Below are 23,524 nucleotides of genomic sequence, written 5' to 3'. Positions count from 1 at the left end.
GGACACAATGCGCGGTATGAGCAGCGGCACACAGATGGAGCCGGTCCGGATCGGGTTGGTGGGCTACGGCTTCGGCGGGCGCTGGTTCCACGCGCCGCTGCTCCGTTCGGCAGCGGAGTGCCAGTTCGTCGGCGTGGTCACCTCGTCCCCCGAGCGCCGGGCGCTGGTGGCCCGGGACGACCCGGGGCTGCCGACCTTCGAGTCACTCGAGGCGCTCGCGGCGGCGGGGGCCGAGGCGGTGGCCATCTCGACGCCGGCCGACACGCACAGCGAGCTCACCGACCGGGCGCTCGAGCTCGGCCTGGCGGTGGTCTGTGACAAGCCGTTCGCGCTCGACGCCGCCGCGGCGCTGCGCTCGGTGGAGCTGGCGGAGGAACGCGGACTCCCGCTGTCGCCGTATCAGAACCGCCGCTGGGACTCCGACTTCCTGACGGTCCGCGACCTCGCGGCGCGGAGCGTGCTGGGCGAGCTGACCCGGTTCGAGTCCCGGTTCGAGCGGCTGGACCCCGACCCGGGGCCGCCGCCGTCCGGCGGGGGCACGCTGCGCGACTTCGGCAGCCACCTGGTCGACCAGGCCTTGGTGCTCATGGGAGCGGTGTTCTCCGTCTACGCCGAATGGCACCTGAACGAGGCCCGCCTCGACGACGACTTCTTCGTCGCCCTGACGCATGCGGACGGTGGGCGTTCGCACCTGTGGGGCAGCTGGCGGCAGGGGGCGCCGGGCCCCCGGTTCCGGGTCACCGGGACGACGGGCACCTACGTGGTGGGCGGACCGATGGACGGTCAGGAGGAGCTGCTCCTCGCCGGCCACACCCCCGCGTCGCTCGGCCCGGCGTGGGGTTCGGAGCCCGCGAACCGGTGGGGTCGGGTGCATCGCGGGGACCACGGCGAGATCGTGCCGACGCTGCCCGGGGCGTGGAACGGCTTCTATCCCGCCTTCGCCCGCGCCGTCCGGGGACTGGGGCCCGTCCCGGTGGACGCGCGGGACGCCGTCGCCACCGCGACCGTGCTCGACGCCGCGCGGCGCAGCGCGACCGAGGGTGGCGTCGTCCGCTTCACGGGGTGAGGTCAGCGGTCCAGCCCGTCCCAGGACCAGCGCGGGATCGGAACCCCGTCGGGGACGACCGAGCCCTGGGCGGAGTACGCCAGCACGTCGGCCACGGCCCATTCCATGTACGCCCGAAGCGCCGCCCGGAACTCGGCGTCGTCGGGCAGACCGGCGTCGTCCGCGGCGGCCACGAAGCACTCCACGAACCGCCGGCCGAGATCGCTCATGTCGCCGTGGCCGGCGTGCAGGTGGAGCAGGAAGGACTGGTCGGCGGGCAGTTCGCTGTACCGCGGCGGCCCGCCCATCACCTCCGCCCAATACGCCGCCAGCCGCTCGACGTGCTGCGGGTCGAGGTCGTCGTGCGAGAAGGGGTGGTTGAGCTCCGGATCGGCGAGGCAGCGCGCGTGGTGCGCCGTCGCCAGGGCCAGGAAGGCCGGCTCACCGCCCGCGTACTCGAACAGCGTCGTCTGCATGGTCGCAATGTCCCAGCCGGGCGCGGTCGCGCGCCAGGTCAGTCGTTGCGCGCGGTCTCGGGTCCGGTGATGCGTGTGAGCAGCGGCAGGGTCGACGCGATGACGGCGAGCGACGCGACCAGCCCGGTCACGATGAGCACGTAGTAGTCCGCGCCGAGCGGCTGGAGCGTCTCGTGCAGCTGCGCGCGCAGGAAGAAGTGCGCGGTCAGCAGGGCGACTCCGGCCGACAGCGCGGCCGTGACCAGCAGCGGCACCGCCGACTCGAGGAGCACGACCCGGCGGAGGACGGCGAGCGGCGTGCCGGTGAGCCGCAGGAGGCTGAACGGACGGCGCCGGTCGGAGAGCCCACCTGCCACGGACACCGCCAGACTGCAGCCGGCGATGGGCAGGCTCACCAGGATCGCCACATCCGCCAGCCGCTGATACTGCGTGGACAGTTCGGCGTTGTGCGCGTCGTACTCGGTGAGCGTCTCCGGCGCGAACGTGCGCGGGAAAGCCAGCCCGAGGACGGTCCGGGCCTGCTCGACCGCGACCGTGGAGCCGTCCGTGCTGATGACGACGGTGTCGACCGGCAGCCCGTCGAGGTCAGCGAGCGGGACGGCGGCCGGGGGCCACACCTGTTCGGCCATCGGCCGCGACGTGTCGATGACGCCGTGCCCGAACTGCGGAACGACCGCCGCGGTGTCCGCCCCGGCAGTGCAACGGCCGAGCACCGGCGTGGCGGCCAGTTCGCGGCACGAGGTCGCGTCGACCCACAGCTGCTGCTTCGTGCCGGGCGTCGCGTGGAGCACGGTGACGCCGTCCACCCCGTCGATCCTCATGAGGTCGCCGCGCACGGCGTCCGGGATCGCGGCCACTGGGTTCTCCGGCCCGAGCCCGGAGAAGAACTGCTGCACGAGGGTCTGGTCCGACGTCGCCGAACTGCCCTGCGCCTGTCCGTTGTAGTCGACGATCGTGGTGATCACGGCCGTCGCTCCGGTGCCGATGAAGACGGCGAGCACCAGCCCGCTGATCGCCCGGAACCCGCCCTTCGGATCGTCGGCCAGCCGCCTTCCGGCGATCAGGGTCGCCGCCCGCTGTGCGCGCCGTGCCATGAGGCGGGATCCGAGCATCGTGAGCCACGGTCCGGCGATCACCAGGCCGGCCATGACGGTCAGCACCCCCGCCAGGTAGGCGCGGGACTGCAGAGTCGTGTCCTTGCTCGCCGCGATGTCGCTGACGTAGGCCAGATAGGCGAGCCAGCCCAGGCCGACCATCAGGGGCACGACCCGCCACGCCCGGGGCGACCGTCCGGTCACCCGCCGGGCCACGCCGAGCGGCGAGACCGAGACATGGCGCAGGGCGAGGCGGGCCGCGACCGCAGCACCGACCGGGATGCCCACCCCGACGAGCAGCAGATCGCGCAGGCTGGGGGTCAGGTCAGCCGTGAAGAACGGGGCGCCGGTGAACGGGATGGTGGCCATCGCGGGCCGGAGGAGGAAGAAGAGGCCGAAGCCGACGGCGACGCCGGCGAGGGCGGCCACCGTCGACTCGACGGTGGCGATGGTCGCCACCTGCCGGGGCGTGGCCCCGACCAGCCGCATCGCGGCGAACCGCTGCTCGCGCCGCGCGGCGGCCAACCGGGTGGCACCGCCGATGAAGATGAGCACGGGGAACAACAGGGCCACCGCGACTACCGTCAGGATGAGCGTGATGCCGTTGTCGTTCGTGCCGACCCCCAGCGCGCACTCGCCCCGGCAGCTGCTCGGCACCGTGGTGCTGATCCGGCTGACGGTCTGCGCCTCGGGCTCGGCGGACAGCTCGTCGACGCTGCGGCCGACGATCAGGATCAGGGTGTCCGGCGCAGGCAGCGCGGCCTCGCCGATCGTGCCGGCCAGGGTGCCGGGATACCGGTCGCCGAGCTGGTCGGCGGGGGCCTCGCGCAGCAGCTGCACCATCGCGGGCGACGCGTAGTACGTCCCCGCCGCCGGGAGTGCGGGGATGCCGGGCGGGACGGGCGATTCCGGGCCGGTCGCGGCGACGTCGACCCGGCCGATCAGCCGGCCCTGGTAGTAGTCGGCCCGGAGCCGCCACCACAGCGGATCGGTGCCCGAGTCGTCCGCGGGCGCATTCGACCCCGTGTAGCCGGTCTCCAACCAGGCGTACTTGGCGTTCTGCGCGTTGACGGCGTTGATGCCCGACAGTGTCGTGAGCAGCAGCCCGGTGCCGATGGCCACGGCGATGGCGATGAGCGCCAGCCGTCCCAGTGCCTCGCGGCCGCCGGTGACGGCCAGCCGCAGCCCGAGCCGGATCACGACACGACGAGGTCGGGGACGGCCACCTTGCCGTCCCGCACGATGATCTCCCGGTCGGCGTAGGCGGCCACCCGTGCGTCGTGGGTCACCAGCACGACCGTCGTCCCCTCGTCGCGGGCCGAGGCCACCAGCAGGTCCATGACCTGCTCACCGGTCAGCGAGTCCAGCGACCCGGTCGGCTCGTCGGCGAACAGCACCTGCGGCTCGGCGACCAGGGCGCGGGCCAGGGCGACCCGCTGGGCTTGGCCGCCGGAGAGCTCGCCCGAGCGCCGGCGCTGGAGACCGGGCAGGTCGAGCCGCTCGAACCACACCTGCGCCCGGCTCAGGGCCTCCGAGCGACGGACGCCGCTCAGCAGCAGGGGCAGGGCGACGTTCTCCTCGGCGGTCAGCTCCGGCACGAGCTGGCCGAACTGGAAGACGAAGCCGAAGCGGTCGCGCCGCAGTGCGCTGCGGGCGTTCTCGTCGAGGGTGTCGATCCGCCGCCCGCCGACGTGGATCTCCCCGGCGTCCGGACGCAGGATGCCGGCCAGGCAGTGCAACAGCGTCGACTTGCCGGAGCCGCTGGGCCCCATGACCGCGAGGATCTCCCCCGGCGCGACCGCGACGCTCGCGCCGCGCAGCGCCGGGGTGGGGCCGAAGGAGAGGTGCACGTCCCGCGCCTCGATCAGCGGTGCGGCCTGACCGTTCATGCCCCGATCTCCTTCGCCAGCGCGTCCAGCCGGGCGGCGGTGAGTTCGATCCAGCGCAGGTCGGCCTCGAGGTGGAACAGGCCGTGGTCGGCGAGCAGTGCGTCGACCAGGCTGCCCGAGCGGCGCAGCTCGGTCAGCTCGCGCATCCGCTGCATGTGCGCGGCCCGCTGACGGTCCAGGTAGTTCTCCGCCGACCGCCCCGACATGAGAGCCAGCACGACCTTCACGAACAGCACGGTCTGCAGGCTCGGTTCGGGAGCGACCGGTTCGGCGAGCCAGGTCTCGATGTCGCTGACGCCCTGCTCGGTGATGACGTAGCGCTTGCGGTCCGGCCCGGCGCCGGGCTCGGCCTCGGCCGCGATCACCTTGCCGTCCCGGGCCAGCCGGGCGAGCGTCGAGTAGACCTGCCCGAACTGCAGCGGCTTCCCCCGGCCGAAGAAGGTGTCGTAGTCGCGCTTGAGGTCGTATCCGTGGCTCGGTTCGCGTTCGAGCAGCCCCAGAAGTGCCAGCGGTACCGTCATGCCGCGGCACCATACACTCGGTGTATACGCCGAGGGAAGACAGGAGGGCGCCCAGCCGGCCGATGACTTCTCCGGCCCCGCGCGGTCTCCTTCACGACGCCGCCCTTCGAGCCCGGGAGCCTCCGATGACCACGCCCACGATCAGCACCCAGACGCTCGAGGCACCGGGCGCCACCATCACCTACGACGTGCGCGGCAGGCTCGGCACCGGCACCCCGTTGCTGATCGTCGGCTGCCCCATGGGCGCCGACGGCTTCGCGACGCTGGCCGGCCTGTTCCCCGACCGGCCCGTGGTCACCTACGACCCACGCGGTGTGGGTCGCAGCCCCCGCCACGACGGCGCAGGGGAACTGACACCCGACCTCCACGCGGCCGACCTGGTCCGGCTCGTCGAGACCATCGGAGGCGGGCCGGTCGACGTGCTCGCCAGCAGCGGCGGGGCAGTCAACGCACTGGCCTGGGTCGCCGGGCGCGGCGAGCAGGTGCGCACGCTGGTTGCGCACGAGCCGCCGCTGGCCACGATCCTGCCCGACCGCGACGCGCAGACCGCGGCGATCCGGCACATGCGCGAGACCTACCAGCGGGACGGGTTCGGGCCGGCGATGGCGATGTTCATCCTGCTCGTCGGCCACGACGGGCTGATGCCCGAGGGCTACCGGCCGCCGTCGGTCGACCCCGCGCAGTTCGGTCTGCCGACCGAGGACGACGGCCGCCGCGACGACCCCCTCCTCGCGCAGAACATCGGCGGCCTCACCGGTTACCGGCCAGACGTCGAGGTACTCCGGGCGGCACCCACCCGGATCGTGCTCGCGCGGGGCGCGGCCTCCGGGCAGACGATGGCGGCCCGCGCCGCCGATGCGATGGCTGCGCTGCTGGGCGCCGAGCTGGTCGCCTTCCCCGGCAACCACGGCGGGTTCATGGGCGACGAGTACGGCCAGCCGGGCGAGCCGGAAGCATTCGCCGCCCGGCTGCGCGCGGTCCTGGTCAGTAGCTGAAGCAGCTGGCGGCCTCCGGACCGATCCACTCCCACAGCTGCACGGTGCCGCCGAGCGCGGCGTTGGCCACGAAGGTGCCCGGGTCGATGCCCTTCGCGTTGACGCAGATCGGGCAGACGAGGTGCGTGCCGCCAGCTGCGGCGTATCGCGTCATGAGGGTCGGGATGTCGGGGCATCCGACACAGGCGGTGCCGACGGCGAAGGCGTCGGTGGCCAGGCGCACCGCCTCCTTGGTCAGGAACATCAGCGTGGGCCGGCCGGACTCCGCAGCACCGACGGCGACGAGGAGGGCCACGGTCACGCGCTCGGCGTCCTCGAGGCCGGTCGCGAGGCTGATGGCGGCCTTGTCGCTCATGACAGCGGCTCGCGGCAGAAGCCCGAGCAGAGCAGGAACAGCCGCGCGATCCGGCCATCGACACCCGTGTCGGCGTAGACCTGCTGCTCCACCACGAACCAGCCCGCACCGAGGTGCGGCGCTCGCACACGGGCCCGCCAGCGGAGGTGCAGCCGTCCGCCGACCTCCCCGACGGAGGCGTCGACGAGGTCGAAGTCGTCGACGTCGCCGAACCATCGCCGGAAGGTCGCACCGATCTGCTCGGCGCCGTGCCACTGCTTGAATCCGCTGGGCACCAGCGCGGTCAGGTGGGCGTCGTCGGACAGGGTGCCCGCGAGGCCGGTGAAGTCCTGCGCGGCGAGGCCCTCGAGGAAGGCCCCGGCGACGGAGAACAGCGGCGCGTCGGAACGGGCCGGGATCGGCGGTCGTGCAGTCGTCGTGGTCATGGCTGTCGTTCTATTGCGCGGACCCGGCCGCCCGACTCGGGCAACTGCCCGATCTTTCTACGCGCCGTCGCCCACGAGCCCGTGCCGCATGGCGAACAGCGCCGCCTGCGTGCGCGTGGACACCCCGAGCTTGAGATAGATGTGCTCGAGGTGCGTGGAGACGGTCTTGCGCGAGACGGTGAGGGCGTCGGCGATCTGCCGGTTGGACAGCCCCCGGCCGAGCTCGATGAGCACCTGCCGTTCACGCGCCGTCAACGCTGTCGAGGGGCCGTCGAGCCGGCGCACCCGGTGGCCCGCGGCGGCGAGGACCGCATCGACCGCATCGCCGTCCAGTCGTCCGGCACGGACCTCCTGCCCGACGACGGCCGCCGCCTCCCGGGACGCGAAGGCCGCCCGATGCGAACGCGGTTGCCCCAGGGCATGGACGACATCGGCCGCCGCCAGCACACGCGACGTCATGGGCAGGGAATCGGCCGTCAGCCCGTGCGGGTAGCCGGATCCGTCCAGCCGCTCGTGGTGCTGGGCCGCGCAGCGCGCCACGGCGGTCAGCGGCGGTATCCGTGCCAGCATCCGCTCGGTCAGATAGGGATGGGTCCGCGCCCGCTCCCGCTGTGCCAGGGTCCACGGCCTGGTCTCGTTCCAGACGGCACTGGGAATCCCGATCATCCCCAGGTCGTGCAGCCAGGCTGCCTGCCGCACGAGGGCGACGTCCTCGTCCGCCAGCCCCAAGCGCCGGGCACCGTCCGAGGCCAGGACGGCGACACCGCGCGAGTGCCCGATTCGCGGAGGGGACTTGAGGTCGGCGAAGTCGGCGAAGGCCTGCAGCGCCAGGTCCAGCCGGTCGCCGGCAAGGACGGACCCCAGCCGCGGGTCGAGCGCGATCACCTCGTCCCACGCCCGGATGGAGTCCAGCCCGGCGAGGATCTCGCCGTGCCGCTCGACGAAGCAGTCGGCGAGGCCTGGATCGAACTGGGTGCCCCGCCGATCCCGGACGACGGCGAGAGCGGCCTGTGCCCCTCCGGTCTGGTGGAAGGCCTCGATGTTGTCGGCGAGGTGCACCAGGCGCATCGCCGGGGCCAGCTGGTCGCCGGCGACCTGCCCGGGCACGCCACGGCCGTCCCACCGCTCGAAGGCCTGGAGCAGCGGGCGACTCACTTCCTCGCCCAGATCCAGCCGCTCGGCCAGATCGCTGGCCGACTGGCAGTGCGCCTCCATGACGCGTTGCACCGAGCGGCCCGCGGTGGCCAGGAAGCGGCCGACCATGCCCACCCGCCGCAGCCCGGAGCTGCCGTTGCCGAGGTGACGAGCCACGAAGAGGGCCATGGAGACGCCGCCCAGATCGCCGTCGTGGGTATCGGCGTACAGCTCGACCTCGTCGCCGAACAGCTCGGCCAGCTCGCTGGTGTCGGCGGCGCAGCCGACCCAGGTGAGCAGCGACGTGTAGTACGCCGCGGACCGGACGGAGTTGTCGAGGCCCGCCGCGTCGGCCAGGCGCAGCGTGACCACGGTCTGCCGGAGGACCCGCTCCATGGGCCGGCCCATGCCGAGGTCGGACAACAGAGACAACGTGGCGACGAGGTCCGCGAGCCTGACTGGCGCACCGGAACGGGTCACGGCCGGATCCTCACGCATCCATGCCGTGCGTAGGTGAGGTTCAGCCCCGCTGCTCGGCGAACCTCCGCTGCGCCTCCTCGACGGCCCGCACCGCCTCCTTCTTGCGATCCCACGCCCCGGCCACGGACGGCTCGGACGACTTCCCCGGCTCCAGCGCCTCGTAGATCTGGAAGAAGTGCCAGATCTCGCTGATCTGGTGCATCGGGACGTCGCCCAGGTCCTGCAGGTGCGCCTGACGGGGGTCGGTCGCGGGCACGCACAGCAGCTTGGCGTCGGGGCGGCCGGCGTCGCGCATCCAGAAGACGGCGATCACGCGCGCCCGGACGATGCAACCGGGGAACGTGGGTTCCTGCAGCAGGACGAGTGCGTCGATCGGGTCGCCGTCCTCGGCGAGGGTGTCGGGCACGAATCCGTAGTCGCTGGGATAGCCGGTCGCGGTGAACAGCATCCGGTCCAGCCTGATGCGGTCGCGCTCGAGGTCGTACTCGTACTTGTTCCGCGAGCCCTTCGGGATCTCCACGAGCACGTCGACGTCCACGAGGGCGACCCTGACCGCCCCTGCGACGCACGTCAACCGGAGAACACCGCGCGCCGGGCCATGGCGGACGACTCCGCCACGGGCCAGGGTGCCGGTGCATGCGTCGAGGGAAGGGACTTCAGGTGACGACGTCCGAGGTGACCATCGGGGCACCCGGAGGGGCGCTTCCCTCCTACGTGTCGATTCCCGCCGGCCCCGGCACGTGGCCCGGCGTCGTCGTGCTGCACGACCTGGTCGGGATGAGCCGTGACCTGCGCCGGCACGCCGACTGGCTCGCCGACGCCGGCTACCTCGCCGTCGCGCCGGACCTCTTCCGCGGCAGGCGAGGGCCGGTCTGCATGATCAGGATGATCCGGGAGACGGTGCGCCGGCAGGGACCCACCTTCGCCGACATCGAGGCCGTTCGCGCCTGGCTGGCCGACCGCGCGGACTGCACCGGCCAGGTGGGCGCCATGGGGTTCTGCCTCGGCGGAGGCTTCGCCCTGCTCATGGCCGCCGATCACCGCTTCGACGTGGCGAGCGTGAACTACGGCCCGGTCTCGTCGAAGGCCTACACGGAAGACGCGTTCGCGGCGGCATGTCCGATCGTCGCCAGCTACGGCGCCAAGGACCTGGGGAACCGCGGCGCCGGCGAGCGCCTCGAGCGGATCCTGACCGCGGTCGGGGTCGACCACGACGTGAAGACCTATCCCGTCGCAGGGCACTCGTTCATGGACGAGCACGACCGGGCCGAGCTCCCGGCACTTCTCGCCCTGCAGTTCCGCGTCGCCGGCGACCCCTACCGGGCGGAGGCGGCGGACGACGCCCGTCGGCGGATCCTCGCCTTCTTCGCCGCCCACCTGAGCGGCTGAGCGTCCTCAAGGACTGCCGCCCATGCGGTCGACGAGGGTGTCCAGGTCGACGCCGACCTTCTCGAACGCTGCGGCGGCGACCTCGAAGTCGACCGGGTAGTGCAGCGAGAGCAGGCGTCTCTCCTGCGCCGGTGTCAGTCGCATGGCGGGCAGCAGGCGCTCCACGTGCTGACGGGTGATCCGCCAGCCATCCGGATCCTTCACGGCCACTCCTGGAAACGGTGGGTGGTTCCATGTCGAGAACCTCGCAACGGCTCCGCTCAGCAGGTGAAGGGTCCCAACCGAGGCGACCCCGAGTCCAGGAGAACCACCATGCCGAAGTATCTCCTCCTCAAGCACTACACCGGCGGCCCGCAGCCGCATCGCCCCGTGCCCCCGATCGACCAGTGGGCGCCCGAGGACGTGGAGGCCCACATGGCCTTCCAGCACCACGTCGCCGACCTGCTCAAGGAGAACGGCGAGTTCGTCGACGCCCAGGCGCTCGCACCGGCCCAGACCTGGGTCCGCTACGGCGGTCCGGACGCCGCGCCGGTGACCACCGACGGTCCGCATCCCGAGACCAGCGATCTCGTGGCCGGCTGGTACATGGTCGACGTCGACTCCTACGAGCGGGCACTGGAGCTCGCGGCCTACGTCTCCTCCGAACCCGGCCCGGGCGGGACGCCGCTCTACGAGTGGATCGACGTCCGCGAAGTCATGTTCGAGATGCCCAAGAACGACTGACGTGGCCGACGGGCCCACCCGGGTGGACGACGGCGCTCTGCGCGCTCTCGTCCCTCGGGTGCTCGCCGGCCTGGTGCGACGGGGCGAGGACTTCTACGCGGCCGAGGACGCGCTGCAGGAGGCCCTGGTGGAAGCGCTGCGGGTGTGGCCCGCGCACCCGCCGCGCGATCCGCGCGGGTGGCTGATGACAGTGGCGACGCGGCGGCTCGTCGATGCCCGGCGCAGCGAGTCCGCCCGGTGGCGGCGCGAGGAGACGACGTCCGTCGAACCCCGGCCGGGACCCACCGAGGAGGGGGACGACACCCTGTTTCTGCTCTTCTGCTGCTGCTCCCCCGAGCTGGCGCCCGCCTCGCAGGTCGCGCTGACCCTGCGCGCCGTCGGAGGACTCACCACCCGGGAGATCGCGGACGCCTTCTTCGTGCCGGAGGCGACGATGGCGCAGCGCATCAGCCGGGCCAAGCGCACGCTGCAGGGACGCCGGCTGGACTCCCCCGGCGACCTGGCCGTGGTGCTCCGGGTGCTGTACCTCGTCTACACGGCGGGCCACGCGGGACGGGTCGATCTGGCGGGCGAGGCGATCCGGCTGGCCCGACAGCTCACGCTGGCCACCGATGAGCCGGAGGCGCGCGGACTGCTCGCGCTGATGCTGCTCAACCACGCCCGGTTGCCCGCGCGGCTCGACGCGCGGCGCCGGATCGTCCCGCTCGACCGGCAGGACCGAGGCCTCTGGGACACCCGCGAGATCGCCGAGGGTGTGCGCGTCCTGCAGTCGGCGCTGGTGCTCGAGCGCCCCGGCCGCTACCAGATCGAGGCCGCCATCGCCGCGCTGCACGACGACGCCGCCAGCGCGGAGGAGACCGACTGGCCGCAGATCCTCTCCTGGTACGACGACCTGGTCCTGCTCAGTGTCGACCCGGTGCGTCAGGACCCCGCCGCCGTGCTCGGACGCGCGGTCGCCGTGGGTCACGTGATCGGCCCCGCCGCCGGGCTGCGCGAGACCGACCGATTGCGCGAGGTGCTCGGCGGGCGGCACCGGTGGCACGCCGTCCGCGGGTACCTGCACGAGCTCGGCGGCGACCTGCCTGCCGCCGCAACGGCGTACGCGGAGGCGGCCCGTCTCGCCACGGACGTCGCCGAGCGCGATCACCTGGTCCGTCAGGCCGCGCGCGCCCGGGCCGGAGGCTGAGGTCCGCCGTCCTCAGGCCGGCGGCGGTGCGGCGGCCGGGCCCGCGGTTCTCCGCCGCATCCGGCGGAGCACTCCCAGTACCCCCGCGGCCAGCACCGCGGCGACGGCCAGCCAGGGCAGCAGGATGCCGAGGACGATCACGGCCCCGTGGAGCACCGACACCAGCGCGCGCCAACCGGTGCCGAGCGCGTCGAGGAAGCCGTCCGGTCCGCCGGGAGGCGCCACCCCGAACGGCGTCAGGTGCACGGTGAGCGTGGAGAGCTCCACCCGGTCGGCCAGCAGCGCCCGCTGCGACTGCAGCGACTCCAGATCCCCCTGCCGCTCGGACAGCGCCTTCTCCGCGGTGAGGAGGTCCGCGGTGCTCGCGGCGCCGTCCATCAGGCGCTGCAGCCGCGTCACCGACGTCTGCAGCGCCGAGATCCGCGCGTCGAGATCGACCGTCTTGCTGGTGACGTCGGAGCGGGACACCGAGACGTTCCCGACGTCGCCGACCTTCTCCAGGTCCGCCAACAGGTCGGTGAGCGCGTCGGCCGGCACGCGGACGACGAGGTCGGCGACCGCCCCCCGGCGCCCGTTCTCCCCGGACGCCGTCTGCTCCGTGCGCTCGTCGACCCGGCCGCCGGCCGCTTCGACCAGCTCGCTGACCCGCTGCGCGCCCGTCGCCGGCTCCTTGACCTGGACCGAGGCGCTGGCGGTCGTGACCACCTGCCGGTCGGCGTCGGACTCGGGTGCACTCGCCGTGCCACCCGGAGCCACCGCCGCACCACCCGCGGAACTGCTCGAGCTCGAGCCGGACCCGGAGCACCCGACGAGCAGCACCAGCGCCAGAGCCACACCCGCCACGCCCAGGGATCGCCTCATGGCCGGTGACCGTAGGAGCCCGGCGCGGCCCTGACCAGCGCCGATGCCGGATCGTGACGCCAATGGAACGCAATCGTTCAGGTCCGTGACGGAACCTTTCCGGTCGCAGCGCGTCCGCTCCTACGCCCATGATCCGGGCAGGTGCAGTCGCTGTCAGGAGGAGACATGCCGGCATGGCTGGTGGGGCAGGCGTCGACGCTGACCGGGGTCTCGGGCAAAGCGCTGCTGATGTACGGCACGGCCGTCGTCGGCCTGCGCATCGCCCACCGCCGCACGCTGTCGCAATGGACCGCGATCGACTTCGCCGCCGCGGTGGCGATCGGGGCGGTGATGGGGCGGACAGCGATCGCGGAGGGACAGTCGTTCCTCGTCGGCGCCGTCGCACTGGTGACTTTCCTCGGCGCACACGCGCTCGTGACCTACGGGCGCGGCAACCGGTGGATCGCCAAGGCAGTCGATCACCGGGTCCGCGTGCTGGTCCATCGCGGCGAACTCCGCAGCAGCCAGCTCCGCATCTGCGGACTGACGGAGAACGACGTCGTGGCCAAGCTCCGTGAACTCGGGATCCGCGACCTCACGGAACTGCGCTACGTCCTCTACGAGACGAAGGGAGAGCTCACCGTCATCCGGGAAACCGGGGCACCCACCGACGGCACGCTCGTCCGTGCCGGTTTGGCCGATGCCGCCGGGTTCGGTCCCGGGCGGACGGCAGGCACCGACCCCGTGGAGTGACGCCCGGTCAGTCGCGGCCCCGGCGCCTTCGCCCGCTGTGCCGGCCCCGCCGTGCGGCGTCGCCGGTCAACAGAGGACCTGATAGCGACGCTTGAGAGCGCTGGGCTGCATCCTCAGCAGGTCGGCCACGAACTGCACCACCTCACAGGTGCCACACCCGCGGTGCGGGCCCCGCCAGACGCACCGGTCCTGCGCGGTGATCCGGACCGCATGCCAGCGGGACGTCGTCGTCCCGGCCTCCTGGTCGCCCAGCAGTTCCACGCAGACATCCGGATGATCACGGACGACGCCGACGCGCGGATCGCTCTCTCCCGCGCAGGTCTCCCCGATCACGTACACCTGCATGTCCCCGTTGAGCCCTTCGCTGCGACCTCGACGAGAGCGGCTGGGTGGCCACCGGCCCCCACGGTTCGACCAGCGTCGGCGGCGTCCGGGTCGCCGGCAACGTCGTCAACCCGCGCGCCCAGGTCGTCACCGCCGCCGGCGAGGGGTCCGCAGCCGCCATCGCCATCAACGGCGACCTCGTCGACGAGGACGTCGGCGCCGCCCTGCACACCTTCACCACCGGCGCCGTGGTCTGCGACCCCCGCCCACCCGCATCCAACCCTCTCGACCCCCAGGAGCACCCATGTCCGACCACTCCCCATGTCCGCCTCCACGCCGATCGCCCCGCCCAGCAAGCACCAGCTGGCGCTGATGATCTGGCTGGCCGTCTTCCCGACCCTCACCGTGCTCAACCTGGCACTGGGCGACTGGCTGAAGACGCTGCCGCCTCTGCTCCACACCTTCGTGCTCGCCACCGTCGCGGTGCCGATCGTCATCTACGCGCTGATGCCCCAGCAGCACCGGCTGCGGGTCCGTCTCACGAGCCGGTGGGCCCGGTGACCGCCGTCCCGGTGGGTGATGCCTGGCCGAGGCCGCGCCCCTTGACACCCGTTCCGGCCGCGAGGATGGTCCCCGGCACCACCCCACGCCGTGAGGTGCGCAGGCAGCGGGGTCGCTCCACCGGCAGTCCGGCGTTCGCCGGGATCGGCACCAGCCGATGGGCGGAGAGGTCGTCATGACCGAGCGCCGGCCGTCCTACCCCGTGCGCGTGGACGGGGCCCCCGAGCCCGAAGCCGTCTCCCGCGGACTGTGGCTGGTCAAGTGGCTGCTGCTCGTGCCGCACCTCGTCGTCCTGCTGTTCCTCTGGCTGGCGTTCTACGCGGTCGGGATCGTGGCCTTCTTCGCGATCGTGATCACCGGCCGCTACCCGCGGGGGCTGTTCGACTTCAACGTCGGCGTGCTGCGCTGGTCATGGCGGGTGCACTACTACGGGTACGGCGCTCTGGCCACCGACCGCTACCCGCCCTTCACGCTGCACGAGGTCGCTGACTACCCGGCCCACCTGGACGTCGCCTATCCCGAGCGGCTGTCCCGCGGACTGGTCCTGGTCAAGTGGTGGCTGCTGGCGATCCCCCAGTACGTGATCGTCGGCATCTTCGTCGGCGGCGGACTGTGGTTCGGCACGCACGGGCAACACAGCAGCGACGCCTGGACGGCGGCCGGTCTCGTCGGGCTTCTCGTGCTCGTCGCCGGCATCGTGCTCCTGTTCACCGGCCGCTACCCCCGGGCGCTCTACGACTTCATCCTCGGCATGGACCGCTGGGCCCTCCGCGTGGCCGCCTACGCCGCGCTGATGACCGACCAGTACCCGCCGTTCCGCTTGGACCAGGGCGGCACCGACCCCGGCTCGACACCCGCCGTCCCCACTCCCCCACCGCCCTCCGGGGTGCCCGGCGGCCCCAGTCCGGTGGCCCCCGCGCCCGTCGCGTAGTCGGAATTCCGTCCCGGGCGGGCCCGGCAGGCCCTCCGAGATCGACCTGCCACGCCCGTGAATCGTCCTCAGCGGCAACCGCCGCTGCGGTCCTCGCACCGATCGAACGGAAGCCGACCCATGACGGCCACCACGCCCACCAGCACCGGGCCACGAGCTCCGACGAATCCGATGAGGTCGAGAGCCCGTCTCGCCGGTGTGCTCTACCTGATCACCTTCGTGTCGATCCCCACCCTCGCGCTCTACAACCCCATCCGGGATCACGCAGACTTCATCCTGGGAGCCGGAAGCGACACCGGCGTGCTCTGGGGCGCGTTCACCGAGGTGATCGTCGGCGTCGCCGGCATCAGCACCGCGCTCGTCCTCTTCCCCGTGCTCAAGCGGCAGAACGAGTCGGCGGCCCTCGGACTGGTCGCCGCCCGACTCGTGGAGACGACGCTCATCTTCGTCAGCGTCACGTGCCTGCTCACGATCGTCAGCCTGCGCGCCGACGTCGCCGGAACCCCCGGCGCGGACGACGCCTCGCTGACCACGACCGGCCACACCCTGCTGGCGGCCTACGACCGGACGTTCCTGCTGTCGCAGAGCCTCATGCCCGTCTTCTGCGACCTGCTCCTGGGCTACCTGCTCTTCAGGTCCCGTCTGGTCCCTCGCATCCTGCCGATCGTCGCGCTCGTCGGCGCTCCGCTGCTGCTCGCCTCCGACATCGCGATCTTCTTCGGTGTCTACGACCGGGTGGCGCCCCTCGCCGCGGTCGCCGTGATCCCGGTCGCCGTCTTCGAGTTCTCCCTCGGCATCTGGTTGCTCGTCAAGGGCTTCAACCCCACGTCTCCCGTGGTGGCGCGACCGAACAGCGAGGTCGCGATCCCGGCCCCGAGGACCGGCCAGCCCCAACCCGGCGAGCGAGGCTCGGAACTCGTCCGATAGCGGGCCGCATCTCTTCCTGCCCCTGGCCACCGCCTGACCCCCGGAGACCACACCATGCGCACCATCACCCGCACCGTCGAACTCGATGCCACACCGCACCAGGTCTGGGAGGTGCTGACCGACGCACGCGCACACGCCGACTGGAACCCGTTCATCACCACGATGGACGGCGACCTGGAGGTGGGCCGGCAGATCGAGGTCCGCATCGCTCCGCCCGGCGGCAGGCCGATGACCTTCCGTCCCACCGTCACCGACGTCGACCCGGAACACCACCTGGCGTGGCTCGGCCGCCTCCTCCTCCCGGGCCTGTTCGACGGGGCGCACTCCTTCACCCTCGAGCCGCTGCCCCACAACCACACCCGACTGACCCAGAGCGAGACGTTCCGGGGCGTCTTGGTTCCCCTCTCGGGCGGACTCCTGCAGCGCACCGAGGCGGGTTTCACCGCGATGAACGAAGCGCTGCGCCAGCGCATGGCTCAACGGCATTCCGCCTGAACCGCACCGTGCCGGTGCGGACGGCGCGCCCGCCGGACCAGGCTCTTCCGAAGGGACGAGACGGTGGCAGAGAACTGCACGATGGTCGGCAGATCGGTTCTGGTCACTGGCGCTACGGGAGGCATCGGCAATGCGACCGCCGTGGGCCTGGCCAGGCTCGGAGCGAACCTCGCGATCACCGGCCGGAACCGCGCCCGCGCCGAGGAGGCCGCACGCGAGGTCAGGGCCGCCGGCGGAGGCCAGGTCGACGCCTTCGTGGCGGACATGTCCGATCAATCGGAGGTCCGACGGCTGGCCGACGAGGTACTCGAGCGCATGCCCCGGATCCACGTCCTGGTCAACAATGTCGGCGGGTACTGGAACACCCGGCACGTCACCGCCGACGGGCTCGAGCGCACCTTTGCCCTCAACCACCTGGCGCCGTTCCTGCTCACCAACCTGCTCCTGGACCGGCTGTCGCACAGTCAGCCTGCCCGAGTGGTCACGGTCGCTTCCCAGGCACACGCCCAAGGGCGGATCCACTTCGACGACCTGCAGGGAGCTCGGTCGTACTCCGGTGCGCAGGCCTACAACCAATCCAAGCTCGCCAACATCCTGTTCACGTATGAGCTGGCGAGGCGGCTCGAGGCCACCTCCGTCACGGCCAACGCCGTGCACCCCGGGGTGGTGAGCACCGGATTCGGCGCAGACGACCCCGGGCGGCTCCAGCGGCTGTTCGTCCCGTTGATGCGGCCGCTGATGAAGGATCCGGCCGCCGGCGCCGCCACGTCGGTCCACGTCGCTTCGGAGCCCGGGCTCGACGAGGTGACGGGCCAGTACTTCGCCAAGGGCAGGCGCAGGAGATCCTCTGAGCGCAGTCACGACGGAGCCGTTGCGGGGCGACTTTGGCACGTCAGCGCCGAGCTGGTCGAGCCGATCGTCTAGGCCCTTCCGCCCGCGCGCAACCGTGCGCATTCAGCCAGCGGGCGATCAATCGCCCGGGGCGACGGACGAGTCGGCCTGTACGCCGGGTTCTGTCCACGGGCGCCTTGCGGCCTCCCGATGGGCGGTCATCCATCTAGGCCTGCCGTTGCCGGCAGGCTCCAGCGGTCTACCCGCAGGCTCGGGCGGGCCGCCCTCGAACGCCTGCGCAGAACGGCGAACCGTTCCTTTTGACCTTGCTCCGGGTGGGGTTTACCGAGCCACACCGGTCACCCGGTGTGCGGTGGTCTCTTACACCGCCGTTTCACCCTTACCAGCAGCACGCTGCTGGCGGTCTGTTCTCTGTGGCACTGTCCCGCGGGTCGCCCCGGGTCGCTGTTAACGACCACCCTGCCCTGTGGAGCCCGGACGTTCCTCGGCGGTGGGTCTCCCCACCGACGCGACCGCCCAGCCGACTCGTCCGTCGTGCCGAGCAGTCTACGGATCACTCGTGCTCGGTCCAGCACCCCAGGATGTCCGACGCCACCTCGAAGGCCAGAGCCGTGCGCCGCTGGCCGTTCGTGCCGAAGACCTCCGGCAGGCCGGTGGCGTCGACCGTGAGGGTCATGTCGTCCTTGACCACCACCACGCCGGTGGCGGAGCGGACGGCGCGCTCGCCGAGACCGACCGTCTGTTCGGCCTGCGGCAGCTCCGCCGCGCGCGAGTCGAAGAAGGCGGCCGCCTGGTCGTTGCTCTTCGACACGTTGACCTGGAGCACGAGCGGCCCCATCGGCAGGTGGTACGTGCAGGTGAAGACCTGGCCGTCCCAGGAGGTCACCGTGTGCGCGGGTGCGTCGAGCCGCAGGATCTGGGTGATCTCGCCGGAGATCTCGTCGTCGCACACCATCGCGGCCCGCTCCGGTGGTGCGTCGCCGGTTGCGGCCTGCCCACTGGTGTGGCCCTGGTGGCCGGTTGCGGCGTGGCCCATCGAGTGGTCGGCCGCCATGGTCTCTGCCTGCGCACCGGTGCAGCCGCCCAGCAGGAGCGGGATCGCCAGCAGTGCCGGGTGCCATCGTCGGTTCGTCATCGGGATCTCCTGATTCCGTGCCCACCGGCACGACGGGAAAGCGGGGGTCGGGGTCAGCTGCGGGAACTGCCGGTCAGGGACGCGTAAGCCACGATGTTGTTCAGGTAGCTGCGTGTGGCGGGGTCGAAGTCGCCGCCGCAGGTGATCAGGCGCAGTTCGGCGTCGTCGGTGTTGCCGTAGACCTCGAGCGTCGGGAACGCGTCCTTGGAATACGAGGCGACCCGGTCGACGCGGAAGACCGCAGTGGTGGCGTCGGCGCGGGTCACCGAGATCTCGTCGCCCGGGCGCAGGTCGCCCAGCCTGAAGAAGACACCGGGCCCGTACTCCGCTGAGTCGACGTGACCCAGGATCAGGGCCGGACCGACCTCACCGGGTGTCGGCGAATCGCGGTACCAGCCGGCTTTCGAGTCCTTGGCCAGCGGGGGCACTTCGACGGTCCCGTCCGGATTGAGTCCGAGGTCGAGCAGATCGGACGACACCCCGATGGCCGGAACCTCCAGGTGCACCGGCTGCGATGCCGGCAGGGTGGGCCCCTGCACGGTCGACGGCGCCGGGATTCCGGGTGCCGGAGGGGATGACGGGCTCGCCGACGCGGTCGAGCCGGTCCCCGCCGCGATCGGTTGCGGTGGCGACTGCTGTGCCCGAAGGCCGACGACCAGGGCGACCGCCCCGGCGACGACGAGCAGCACGGCCACCGCGGCCGCACCCAGGCGGATGCGCCGACCGTGCTGCTCGTCGCTCATGACCGGTTACCCGAGCCGATCAGTTCTCGGTGACCCGGCGACGCCGGAGCGCCACGGCGCCGGCTGCCGCCCCGGCCGCCACGAGCCCCGCACCGAGGGCCAGGACGCCCTCGTCCTCGATGCCCGCGGTGCCGCCACCGCCGGTGGCCGCCGAGCCGTTGGGCACCGTGGACATCTGCGACGCCTTGAGCGTCCCGCAGAGCGCCGGCGAGGTCGCGGCCAGCGGGAGCGACGGAACCAGGTCGCTCTTCTCCGCCTGGGCCGCCGAGCTCAGCTTCGCCGGGTCGAGACCGTGCACGACCACGACCGCGGTGCCCGCCTTCAGCGAGTCCATGGTCTTCTGGTCCAGCGCGAAGGTGCGGCTGTAGTCGAAGGAGGCTCCGGCCGGTGCGACCTCGAGCGTCGTGCCTGCCGCCGGGCTGGTGTCGCCGGAGGTCGACAGCGTCGTCCCGATCGCGCCGTAGCTGGGGCCGCCCTCGGTCGTGCTGATGACGCCGTCACCGCTGGTGTCGGCGTCCATCCCGGGACAGGTGCCCTTCGCGCCGATGTGGATGTGCTGCACGTGCGGGTACGGGTTGCCGTTGAACTTGTCGGCCAGACCCGTGGCGTGCTCGGTGACGGTCGCCTGCGACCCGTTCAGCTCGATCATCACCGTGCCCGAGCCGCCCGAGCCGTTCACCGCCTGCAGCTGCGCCTGATACGTCTGGCTGGTCGCGGCCGAGGCCGCGGTCATGGCCATCAACGGGAATGCCGCGGCCGCGATCGCGACGACCGGTGCTGCGAGTGCCTTGCGCATGGGGACTCCTCGAGGTTCATGGTGCTGCCGCCGAGAACAGCGACGCCGCGGGCGCAGTTGGAAACCACGCACCGTCGAACCGGAAGGGCGCATAGGGCGCCCCCCGCCGTCCGAGCCGGGAAAGGCTCGTGAGGATGCCGACCGGGCGGGTTCCCCCACCGCCCGCAGCCGCGAGGGATACGGCGTCCTCACACGGACGTTCGCAGGTGAAGCCTCAGCGGTTCATGATCCAAACCGCGCGCAATAGAGTTGTGCATAAGAATTTGTGTCGGTCGTCAGCCCCAGAAGAGCCGGAAGCCGACCCGGCGCCGTCCGTCGTCGGTCATCGTGGCCATGTCGACGATCTGCTGCGCCTGCTCCTCGACGGGCGCGTCGGAGATCAGTTCGAGGTACCGGCGGTGCTCGCAGAGCGAGGCCACCGCCTTCTCCACGTGCTCGCTGACGTCGACCTCGTGCGGCGGGTCGAGCATCTCGCTGACGGCGATGTACTGGACACCGGTCCAGCGCTCCGCGGTCAGGTCCGGGAAGATCCACTCGTTCCCGGCGTCGGCGACCGCGTCGAGCACGCACTGCCCGAGCGCGCGGTGGTCGGCGGAGTTCACGTAGGCCGGGGTCATCCCGGGCGGCGACCAGGTGGCGCCGAAGTAGCCGGTGACGACGAGCTCGGGACGGTGCCGCCGGATCGCTCCGGCGATGTCGCGGCGCAGCGCGGGGCCGGCCTCCAGGACGCCGTCCCGGTGGTCGAGGAACTCCACCTCGGCCACGCCGACGACGGCGGCCGACCGGCGCTCCTCCTCCTCGCGCAGCGGGGCCGCGTCCTCGGGCCGCACGCCCTCCATGCCCGCCTCGCCGCGCGTCGCGAGCAGGTAGTGCACCTGTTTCCCGGCCGCGGTCCAGGCCGAGACGGCGGCAGCGATCCCGTACTCGATGTCGTCGGGGTGCGCCGCGATCACCAGGGCGCGCTGCCAGTCGTCGGGCATGGGCTTCGTCGGCATGTCCGGCAGTCTGCCGCCGGAGGGGTCAGCGCGCTGCGGGTTCCGGCGCCGGTTCCTGCGACGTCCGCTCCGCCGAGTCCGTGGGCGCGGCCGCGCGGACCAGCCACAGCACGAGCAGCCCGCCGACGATGCCGGCCAGCCCGCAGGCGAGGAACACCTCGCGCAGGCCGTCGGCGAAGCCCGCGTGGAGGGCGTCGGCCACCTTCGGCCGCGTCGACGGGTCGACCGCTGCCAGGATCCTCGGCGCCTGGCCGGCCGACAGCGCGGACGCCGTCCCTGACGGATTCGGGGCGCCGGCGTCCCGCAGCGCCGACGTCGCGCCGGCGGTGAAGACCGTCCCGAGCACCGCGATGCCCACGGCCAGGCCGAACTGCCGGGCCGTGTTCACCGCGCCCGACGCCATGCCGCTGCGCTCCCGCGGCACCGCGTCGAGCGCCGCCGAGGCCAGGGTCGGGTTGGCCATCCCCACCCCCACGCCGAGCACGGCGAGGCCGGCCACGAGCGCCCGCCAGGTCGAGTTCGCGTCGACGACCGTCATCAGCAGCCCGCCGGCCCCGACCAGCAACAGCCCGCCCCCGAGGACGAAGCGGGGCGGCAGGGTCTGCAACCACCGTCCCCCGGCACCGGACACCCCGAAGCTCAGCGCCGACAGCGGGATGAACACGCAGCCGGCCTGCAGCGGCGACAGCCCGCCGATCGACTGCACCCACAGGGAGATGTAGATCAGCTCGGCGAACGCAGCCCCGTTGAGCAGCATCGCCCCGAGCATGATGCCGCTGAACGACCTCGACCCGAACAGGCGGACGTCGAGCATCGGCGCCGTCCGCCGCAGCTCCACGGCCGCCCACACCGCGAGGACGACGAGACCGCCGGCGATCGGACCCCACGCCAGCGGATGCCCCCAGCCGTCCGCGGCGGCCCGCACCAGCCCGAAGACCACTCCCGCAGCGCCCAGGGTGAACAGCGCGATCCCCGGCACATCGGGCCGCGGCGCGTCCTGCTGGATGGCCTCGTGCACCACGGTCACCGTGAGCGAGACCGCCAGCACGCACACCGGCAGGTTCACGAAGAAGATCCAGCGCCAGGACAGCTCGGTCAGGGCGCCGCCCAGGATGGGACCGAGCGCGGCCGATGCCCCGACGACAGCGCCCCAGACGCCGAACGCCGTCCCCCGGTCACGGCCCTCGTAACTGGTGTTGATCAGCGCGATCGTCGTGGCGAACATGATCGCCCCCCCGATCCCCTGGATGCCGCGCGCGGCGATCAGGAAGCCCGGCCCCGGCGCCAGGCCACAGGCCAGCGAGGCCACCGCGAACAGCACCAGCCCGATCAGGTACAGCTTGCGGCGACCGAACAGGTCCGCCAGCGACCCGGCCCCCAGCACGAAGGCGGCCAGCGCCAGCGCGTACACGTCGATCACCCACTGGAGCTCGGTGAACGACGTCCGCAGGTCCGTCGCGATGTCCGGCAGCGCGACGTTCACGATCGTGACGTCGACCAGGAGCATGAAGGTGCCGGTGCAGATCGCGACCAGCGGGAGCCACTTGCGCACCGAGCCGCCATGCCCGCAATCCGTCGTGCGCAACCGACCTGAGGGCGAGATCTGGGTCATTCGTCGACAAGTCGACATCTCGAGACGTCGAGCCGTCGACCGCACTCCCGATACGGGGGCCCGGCCGGCCCACGTAGTCTCGGCGGTCGTGTCCGCCGTCGACCTCCTCATCGCGGCCGGGGTGGCCTTCGTGGCCGGCATCATCAACTCGATCGCCGGTGGCGGCTCGCTGATCCTCTTCCCGACCCTCGTCGCCCTCGGCCTGCCCACGGTCGCCGCGAACGTCACCAACTCCGTCTCGCAGTGGCCGGGCTACGTCGGCGGCGCGTTCGGATTCCGCGAGGAGTACGCCGGGCAGCGCGGACGGCTGCTCCGGTTCAGCGTCGTCGGCGTCCTGGGCGCGACCGCCGGGAGCGTGCTGCTCCTCACCACGCCGTCGGAGGCGTTCGACGTCGTCGTCCCGGTGCTGGTGCTGCTGGCGAGCCTGCTCCTGGCCGTCCAGCCGCTGCTGACCCGCCGGCTCCAGGTCGAGGACCACGACGCCCCCCGCCGCGACCCCGCGTGGCTGTACGTGGCGCTGTTCCTGGCCGCGGTCTACGGCGGCTACTTCGGCGGCGCGCTCGGCGTCATCCTGCTGGCCGTCCTCGGGGTGGGGCTGCACCGGCTGAAGCTCGCCAACGCGCTGAAGTCAGCGCTGTCGGTGGTCACCGCGTCGGTCAACATCGTGATCTTCGGCCTGTTCGGGCCGATCCACTGGGACGTCGTGGCCGTGGCCGCTCCGGCGAGTCTGATCGCTGGGTTCATCGGCGCCCGCATCGCGACCCGCATCCCGACCACCCCGCTGCGCATCTTCATCGTCGCCTTCGGCGTCGTCGTGGCGATCTACCTCTTCTTCCGCATCTGATCCG

At 72.2% G+C, this 23,524-nt stretch carries 28 protein-coding genes and 1 other RNA gene; 12 read left to right on the top strand and 17 right to left on the bottom strand.

Annotated features, from left to right (window positions below):
• Window positions 1-16: 16 nt before the first annotated feature.
• Window positions 17-1,066, top strand: coding sequence for a Gfo/Idh/MocA family oxidoreductase (locus tag AC2H4J_RS10905; protein WP_487464880.1), 1,050 nt, complete (start codon window positions 17-19; stop codon window positions 1,064-1,066).
• 2 nt (window positions 1,067-1,068) lie between these two features.
• Here the strand turns inward: AC2H4J_RS10905 and AC2H4J_RS10900 are convergent, their stop codons facing one another.
• Genes AC2H4J_RS10900 through AC2H4J_RS10885 form a run of 4 tightly spaced genes read right to left on the bottom strand, consistent with a single transcriptional unit; the run spans window position 1,069 to window position 5,025 of the window.
• Window positions 1,069-1,521 carry a group II truncated hemoglobin gene (locus AC2H4J_RS10900; protein ID WP_487464879.1) on the bottom strand — a complete coding sequence of 151 codons (453 nt, stop codon included), beginning with the start codon at window positions 1,519-1,521 and terminating at the stop codon, window positions 1,069-1,071.
• 38 nt (window positions 1,522-1,559) lie between these two features.
• Window positions 1,560-3,815, bottom strand: coding sequence for an ABC transporter permease (locus AC2H4J_RS10895; RefSeq protein ID WP_487464878.1), 2,256 nt, complete (start codon window positions 3,813-3,815; stop codon window positions 1,560-1,562).
• Window positions 3,812-4,504, bottom strand: a complete 693-nt coding sequence (locus tag AC2H4J_RS10890; protein ID WP_487464877.1) for an ABC transporter ATP-binding protein — start codon at window positions 4,502-4,504, stop codon at window positions 3,812-3,814. The genes AC2H4J_RS10895 and AC2H4J_RS10890 overlap by 4 nt, the downstream gene beginning before the upstream one ends.
• On the bottom strand, window positions 4,501-5,025 hold the full coding sequence (locus AC2H4J_RS10885; RefSeq protein ID WP_487464876.1) for a PadR family transcriptional regulator: 525 nt from the start codon (window positions 5,023-5,025) through the stop codon (window positions 4,501-4,503). Before AC2H4J_RS10885 ends, AC2H4J_RS10890 begins: the two co-directional genes overlap by 4 nt.
• Window positions 5,026-5,150: 125 nt before the next feature.
• On the opposite strand from AC2H4J_RS10885, the gene AC2H4J_RS10880 reads away from it, so the two are divergent.
• Entirely contained in the window at window positions 5,151-6,020 is an 870-nt protein-coding gene (locus AC2H4J_RS10880; RefSeq protein ID WP_487464875.1) for an alpha/beta fold hydrolase, read from the top strand.
• Here the strand turns inward: AC2H4J_RS10880 and AC2H4J_RS10875 are convergent.
• From AC2H4J_RS10875 to AC2H4J_RS10860, 4 genes are read right to left on the bottom strand one after another with little or no spacing between them, the layout of a single operon-like run.
• Complete coding sequence (locus AC2H4J_RS10875; RefSeq protein WP_487464874.1) at window positions 6,010-6,375, bottom strand: DsrE family protein; 366 nt, start codon at window positions 6,373-6,375, stop codon at window positions 6,010-6,012. The two genes, AC2H4J_RS10880 and AC2H4J_RS10875, sit on opposite strands and share 11 nt — an antisense overlap.
• The gene (locus AC2H4J_RS10870; RefSeq protein ID WP_487464873.1) at window positions 6,372-6,800 is read right to left on the bottom strand and encodes a nuclear transport factor 2 family protein; all 429 of its coding nucleotides are present in this window, start codon (window positions 6,798-6,800) and stop codon (window positions 6,372-6,374) included. Before AC2H4J_RS10870 ends, AC2H4J_RS10875 begins: the two co-directional genes overlap by 4 nt.
• Before the next feature lie 57 nt (window positions 6,801-6,857).
• Window positions 6,858-8,414, bottom strand: a complete 1,557-nt coding sequence (locus tag AC2H4J_RS10865) for an HD domain-containing phosphohydrolase (RefSeq protein WP_487464872.1) — start codon at window positions 8,412-8,414, stop codon at window positions 6,858-6,860.
• A gap of 40 nt (window positions 8,415-8,454) precedes the next feature.
• The gene (locus AC2H4J_RS10860; RefSeq protein ID WP_487464871.1) at window positions 8,455-8,952 is read right to left on the bottom strand and encodes an inorganic diphosphatase; all 498 of its coding nucleotides are present in this window, start codon (window positions 8,950-8,952) and stop codon (window positions 8,455-8,457) included.
• Window positions 8,953-9,074: 122 nt separating this feature from the next.
• Between AC2H4J_RS10860 and AC2H4J_RS10855 the strand changes: the two genes are divergently transcribed.
• Complete coding sequence (locus AC2H4J_RS10855; RefSeq protein WP_487464870.1) at window positions 9,075-9,803, top strand: dienelactone hydrolase family protein; 729 nt, start codon at window positions 9,075-9,077, stop codon at window positions 9,801-9,803.
• Between the two features lie 6 nt (window positions 9,804-9,809).
• Here the strand turns inward: AC2H4J_RS10855 and AC2H4J_RS10850 are convergent, their stop codons facing one another.
• Complete coding sequence (locus tag AC2H4J_RS10850) at window positions 9,810-10,007, bottom strand: hypothetical protein (RefSeq protein WP_487464869.1); 198 nt, start codon at window positions 10,005-10,007, stop codon at window positions 9,810-9,812.
• A 108-nt stretch (window positions 10,008-10,115) separates the two neighbouring features.
• Between AC2H4J_RS10850 and AC2H4J_RS10845 the strand changes: the two genes are divergently transcribed.
• Window positions 10,116-10,526 carry a YciI family protein gene (locus AC2H4J_RS10845; protein WP_487464868.1) on the top strand — a complete coding sequence of 137 codons (411 nt, stop codon included), beginning with the start codon at window positions 10,116-10,118 and terminating at the stop codon, window positions 10,524-10,526.
• 1 nt (window position 10,527) lies between these two features.
• A complete protein-coding gene (locus AC2H4J_RS10840; RefSeq protein WP_487464867.1) occupies window positions 10,528-11,712 on the top strand; it encodes an RNA polymerase sigma factor in 1,185 nt (394 codons plus the stop codon).
• Window positions 11,713-11,724: 12 nt separating this feature from the next.
• Here the strand turns inward: AC2H4J_RS10840 and AC2H4J_RS10835 are convergent, their stop codons facing one another.
• Window positions 11,725-12,573, bottom strand: a complete 849-nt coding sequence (locus AC2H4J_RS10835; protein ID WP_487464866.1) for a DUF4349 domain-containing protein — start codon at window positions 12,571-12,573, stop codon at window positions 11,725-11,727.
• A gap of 165 nt (window positions 12,574-12,738) precedes the next feature.
• Between AC2H4J_RS10835 and AC2H4J_RS10830 the strand changes: the two genes are divergently transcribed.
• A complete protein-coding gene (locus tag AC2H4J_RS10830; RefSeq protein WP_487464865.1) occupies window positions 12,739-13,305 on the top strand; it encodes a DUF421 domain-containing protein in 567 nt (188 codons plus the stop codon).
• Window positions 13,306-13,371: 66 nt separating this feature from the next.
• On the opposite strand, the gene AC2H4J_RS10825 is transcribed toward AC2H4J_RS10830, so the two are convergent.
• Entirely contained in the window at window positions 13,372-13,650 is a 279-nt protein-coding gene (locus AC2H4J_RS10825; RefSeq protein ID WP_487464864.1) for a hypothetical protein, read from the bottom strand.
• Between the two features lie 300 nt (window positions 13,651-13,950).
• Between AC2H4J_RS10825 and AC2H4J_RS10820 the strand changes: the two genes are divergently transcribed.
• The 5 genes from AC2H4J_RS10820 (at window position 13,951) to AC2H4J_RS10800 (ending at window position 17,467) form a co-directional block, all read left to right on the top strand.
• Window positions 13,951-14,190, top strand: a complete 240-nt coding sequence (locus AC2H4J_RS10820; protein ID WP_487464863.1) for a hypothetical protein — start codon at window positions 13,951-13,953, stop codon at window positions 14,188-14,190.
• Window positions 14,191-14,365: 175 nt separating this feature from the next.
• Window positions 14,366-15,121 (top strand): DUF4389 domain-containing protein, encoded by a 756-nt coding sequence (locus AC2H4J_RS10815; protein ID WP_487464862.1) that lies wholly within the window; start codon window positions 14,366-14,368, stop codon window positions 15,119-15,121.
• A 171-nt stretch (window positions 15,122-15,292) separates the two neighbouring features.
• A complete protein-coding gene (locus AC2H4J_RS10810; RefSeq protein WP_487464861.1) occupies window positions 15,293-16,048 on the top strand; it encodes a DUF4386 domain-containing protein in 756 nt (251 codons plus the stop codon).
• 54 nt (window positions 16,049-16,102) lie between these two features.
• Entirely contained in the window at window positions 16,103-16,543 is a 441-nt protein-coding gene (locus tag AC2H4J_RS10805; RefSeq protein ID WP_487464860.1) for an SRPBCC family protein, read from the top strand.
• Between the two features lie 81 nt (window positions 16,544-16,624).
• On the top strand, window positions 16,625-17,467 hold the full coding sequence (locus AC2H4J_RS10800; protein WP_487464897.1) for an SDR family NAD(P)-dependent oxidoreductase: 843 nt from the start codon (window positions 16,625-16,627) through the stop codon (window positions 17,465-17,467).
• 62 nt (window positions 17,468-17,529) lie between these two features.
• On the opposite strand, the gene rnpB is transcribed toward AC2H4J_RS10800, so the two are convergent.
• The 6 genes from rnpB to AC2H4J_RS10770 form a co-directional block, all read right to left on the bottom strand.
• Window positions 17,530-17,923: RNase P RNA component class A (gene rnpB, locus AC2H4J_RS10795), an RNA gene on the bottom strand.
• 25 nt (window positions 17,924-17,948) lie between these two features.
• Window positions 17,949-18,530 carry a hypothetical protein gene (locus AC2H4J_RS10790; protein ID WP_487464859.1) on the bottom strand — a complete coding sequence of 194 codons (582 nt, stop codon included), beginning with the start codon at window positions 18,528-18,530 and terminating at the stop codon, window positions 17,949-17,951.
• Window positions 18,531-18,583: 53 nt separating this feature from the next.
• Window positions 18,584-19,273 (bottom strand): class F sortase, encoded by a 690-nt coding sequence (locus AC2H4J_RS10785; RefSeq protein WP_487464858.1) that lies wholly within the window; start codon window positions 19,271-19,273, stop codon window positions 18,584-18,586.
• Window positions 19,274-19,292: 19 nt separating this feature from the next.
• The gene (locus AC2H4J_RS10780) at window positions 19,293-20,069 is read right to left on the bottom strand and encodes a hypothetical protein (RefSeq protein ID WP_487464857.1); all 777 of its coding nucleotides are present in this window, start codon (window positions 20,067-20,069) and stop codon (window positions 19,293-19,295) included.
• A 275-nt stretch (window positions 20,070-20,344) separates the two neighbouring features.
• Window positions 20,345-21,064, bottom strand: coding sequence for a PIG-L deacetylase family protein (locus tag AC2H4J_RS10775; RefSeq protein WP_487464856.1), 720 nt, complete (start codon window positions 21,062-21,064; stop codon window positions 20,345-20,347).
• 25 nt (window positions 21,065-21,089) lie between these two features.
• Window positions 21,090-22,616, bottom strand: coding sequence for an MFS transporter (locus tag AC2H4J_RS10770; RefSeq protein WP_487464855.1), 1,527 nt, complete (start codon window positions 22,614-22,616; stop codon window positions 21,090-21,092).
• A gap of 148 nt (window positions 22,617-22,764) precedes the next feature.
• Between AC2H4J_RS10770 and AC2H4J_RS10765 the strand changes: the two genes are divergently transcribed.
• Window positions 22,765-23,520 (top strand): sulfite exporter TauE/SafE family protein, encoded by a 756-nt coding sequence (locus AC2H4J_RS10765; RefSeq protein ID WP_487464854.1) that lies wholly within the window; start codon window positions 22,765-22,767, stop codon window positions 23,518-23,520.
• The last annotated feature ends 4 nt before the right edge of the window (window positions 23,521-23,524 follow it).

This window comes from Blastococcus sp. OS1-29, from assembly GCF_057628075.1.
Note: the sequence above shows the minus strand (reverse complement) of the source record. Positions and strands in the feature narration are given on the sequence as shown.

Excerpts from the sequence above, each read along its gene's own strand:
- AC2H4J_RS10870 (WP_487464873.1), bottom strand. The coding sequence starts at position 6,800 with ATGACCACGACGACTGCACGACCGCCGATCCCGGCCCGTTCCGACGCG.
- AC2H4J_RS10800 (WP_487464897.1), top strand. The coding sequence starts at position 16,625 with ATGGTCGGCAGATCGGTTCTGGTCACTGGCGCTACGGGAGGCATCGGC.
- AC2H4J_RS10810 (WP_487464861.1), top strand. The coding sequence starts at position 15,293 with ATGAGGTCGAGAGCCCGTCTCGCCGGTGTGCTCTACCTGATCACCTTC.
- AC2H4J_RS10775 (WP_487464856.1), bottom strand. The coding sequence starts at position 21,064 with ATGCCGACGAAGCCCATGCCCGACGACTGGCAGCGCGCCCTGGTGATC.
- AC2H4J_RS10900 (WP_487464879.1), bottom strand. The coding sequence starts at position 1,521 with ATGCAGACGACGCTGTTCGAGTACGCGGGCGGTGAGCCGGCCTTCCTG.
- AC2H4J_RS10845 (WP_487464868.1), top strand. The coding sequence starts at position 10,116 with ATGCCGAAGTATCTCCTCCTCAAGCACTACACCGGCGGCCCGCAGCCG.
- AC2H4J_RS10825 (WP_487464864.1), bottom strand. The coding sequence starts at position 13,650 with ATGCAGGTGTACGTGATCGGGGAGACCTGCGCGGGAGAGAGCGATCCG.
- AC2H4J_RS10815 (WP_487464862.1), top strand. The coding sequence starts at position 14,366 with ATGACCGAGCGCCGGCCGTCCTACCCCGTGCGCGTGGACGGGGCCCCC.
- AC2H4J_RS10805 (WP_487464860.1), top strand. The coding sequence starts at position 16,103 with ATGCGCACCATCACCCGCACCGTCGAACTCGATGCCACACCGCACCAG.
- AC2H4J_RS10905 (WP_487464880.1), top strand. The coding sequence starts at position 17 with ATGAGCAGCGGCACACAGATGGAGCCGGTCCGGATCGGGTTGGTGGGC.
- AC2H4J_RS10780 (WP_487464857.1), bottom strand. The coding sequence starts at position 20,069 with ATGCGCAAGGCACTCGCAGCACCGGTCGTCGCGATCGCGGCCGCGGCA.
- AC2H4J_RS10830 (WP_487464865.1), top strand. The coding sequence starts at position 12,739 with ATGCCGGCATGGCTGGTGGGGCAGGCGTCGACGCTGACCGGGGTCTCG.
- AC2H4J_RS10790 (WP_487464859.1), bottom strand. The coding sequence starts at position 18,530 with ATGACGAACCGACGATGGCACCCGGCACTGCTGGCGATCCCGCTCCTG.
- AC2H4J_RS10880 (WP_487464875.1), top strand. The coding sequence starts at position 5,151 with ATGACCACGCCCACGATCAGCACCCAGACGCTCGAGGCACCGGGCGCC.
- AC2H4J_RS10890 (WP_487464877.1), bottom strand. The coding sequence starts at position 4,504 with ATGAACGGTCAGGCCGCACCGCTGATCGAGGCGCGGGACGTGCACCTC.
- AC2H4J_RS10835 (WP_487464866.1), bottom strand. The coding sequence starts at position 12,573 with ATGAGGCGATCCCTGGGCGTGGCGGGTGTGGCTCTGGCGCTGGTGCTG.
- AC2H4J_RS10820 (WP_487464863.1), top strand. The coding sequence starts at position 13,951 with ATGTCCGCCTCCACGCCGATCGCCCCGCCCAGCAAGCACCAGCTGGCG.
- AC2H4J_RS10875 (WP_487464874.1), bottom strand. The coding sequence starts at position 6,375 with ATGAGCGACAAGGCCGCCATCAGCCTCGCGACCGGCCTCGAGGACGCC.
- AC2H4J_RS10885 (WP_487464876.1), bottom strand. The coding sequence starts at position 5,025 with ATGACGGTACCGCTGGCACTTCTGGGGCTGCTCGAACGCGAACCGAGC.
- AC2H4J_RS10785 (WP_487464858.1), bottom strand. The coding sequence starts at position 19,273 with ATGAGCGACGAGCAGCACGGTCGGCGCATCCGCCTGGGTGCGGCCGCG.